2 protein-coding genes are annotated in these 1744 nt (G+C 58.8%); both read left to right on the top strand.

What is annotated here, in order from left to right; all coding sequences use genetic code 11:
- The first annotated feature begins 6 nt into the window (after positions 1–6).
- Positions 7–1086 (top strand): IS21 family transposase, encoded by a 1080-nt coding sequence (istA, locus tag FCN80_RS25790; RefSeq protein WP_136993202.1) that lies wholly within the window; start codon positions 7–9, stop codon positions 1084–1086.
- Positions 1083–1744: IS21-like element helper ATPase IstB (gene istB / locus FCN80_RS25785; RefSeq protein WP_136993200.1), on the top strand; the 662-nt coding region annotated here is incomplete at its 3' end. The genes istA and istB, both read left to right, overlap by 4 nt.

Raw genomic sequence — 1744 nt, 5'->3', positions numbered from 1 at the left:
GCAGCCTTGAAACCCAACGAGGTGTGTGTGGAAATTCAACTGTTGAATAAACATGGCTTTAGTTTGCGCAAGATCGCCGCTGAAGTGGGCTGCGCGGTGAACACGGTGCGACGGCACTTGGCTTTAACGGCTGCGCCGAAATATGAACGCAAGGTTAAGCGTGTCACCAAGCTGGCCGAGTACGAAGCCTATCTGCGCGAACGGCAGACGGCGGCACGGCCAGACTGGATACCGGCCACCGTATTGCATCGCGAGATCGTCGAGCGCGGCTACCAGGGCGGCTTGAGCCAACTACGGGCATTCATGCGCTCACTGCGCCCGGTGCTGCCGGCAGAGCCGCAGGTACGCTTCGAGACTGCGTTGGGCGAACAGTTGCAGGTTGATTGGGTCGAGTTCCGCAAAGGCGCTGCCCCACTGTACGCGTTCTGCGCCACGATGGGCTACAGCCGGGCCAGTTATGTTGAGTTCGTCAGCGACATGAAAGTGACGACGCTTATCACCTGTCATGAGCGGGCTTTTGCCTTCTTCGGCGGCATCCCGCGCAAGGTTTTGTACGATAACATGAAGACCGTGGTGCTCGAACGCGATGCGTACGGAGAGGGTCAGCATCGTTACCATGCCGGTTTTCTCGACTTTGCCAAACATAGCGGGTTCATCATCAAGCTATGCCAGCCATACCGTGCACAGACCAAGGGCAAGGTCGAGCGTTTCAACGGTTATTTACGCCGCTCGTTTTACGTGCCTTTGGCGAGCCGCCTCAGACAGGGCGGCTTGCAGCTTGATGTCGTCACCGCCAATGCCGAAGTGGCGCGTTGGCTGCGTGACGTCGCCAACGATCGGGTACACGGCACGACACAGGAAAAACCGGCGGCGCGACTGGTAAAGGAACAACCTCACTTGCAGGCGCTGGCGGTGCCCTGGCGCGGCGATATCGCCGCTGCGCGCCCGCAGACGCAAGCCGTAGAGGTGCCCGCCCCCCGTCCGGTGATCGTGATGGAACGTCTGGCAGAAGCGGCACCTGCGCAGCACCCCTTGGCGGTCTATGAACAACTGCTGTTTAATGTCCGGCAAGGAGTGAGGGCATGAACTTGCAACATGAACGGATAGCTCAGTTGTGCGAAACGCTGAAGCTCAGCTTCGTGGCACAAGGCTACGGCGCGGCGGCTCAGCAGGCAGCCAAAGAGGAGACGGCTTACAGCGACTTCCTGGAAGCACTGCTGCGTGAGGAAGTCGCGGGGCGAAACGTGCGTAAACAAAGCATGATGACGCGCATGGCGGCCTTCCCGGCGATCAAGACGCTGGATGAGTTCAACTACGACTTCGCCAAAGGCGTTAAGCGCAGCCAGATCGAAGAGCTGGCCGGACTGGGATTTATCGAACGTAACGAGAACGTGGTGTTGGTAGGTCCCAGCGGCGTTGGCAAAACCCACCTGGCGATGGCGCTGGGTTACAAAGCGACGCAGGCCGGCATCAAAACGCGTTTTACCACGGCATCGGACTTGCTGCTGGTCTTGAGCGCGGCGCATGCACAAAACAGTTTAAAAACGGTGATGCACCGGGCCATCAAGACCTACCGCTTGCTTATCATTGATGAAATAGGCTACCTGCCGATGAACCGCGAGCAGGCCAATCTGTTCTTCCAGGTGATCGCGGCGCTGTACGAAAAGGGCAGTTTAATCGTGACCAGTAACCTGCCGTTCGGGCAATGGGATGCGACGTTCGCGCAAGACGCAACGCTGACGGC

The sequence above is a fragment of the Martelella alba genome, from assembly GCF_005217455.1.
Classification (GTDB): domain Bacteria; phylum Pseudomonadota; class Gammaproteobacteria; order Enterobacterales; family Enterobacteriaceae; genus Acerihabitans.
The sequence above is the reverse complement of the archived record's forward strand: the minus strand, read 5'-3'. Positions and strand labels throughout refer to the sequence as shown.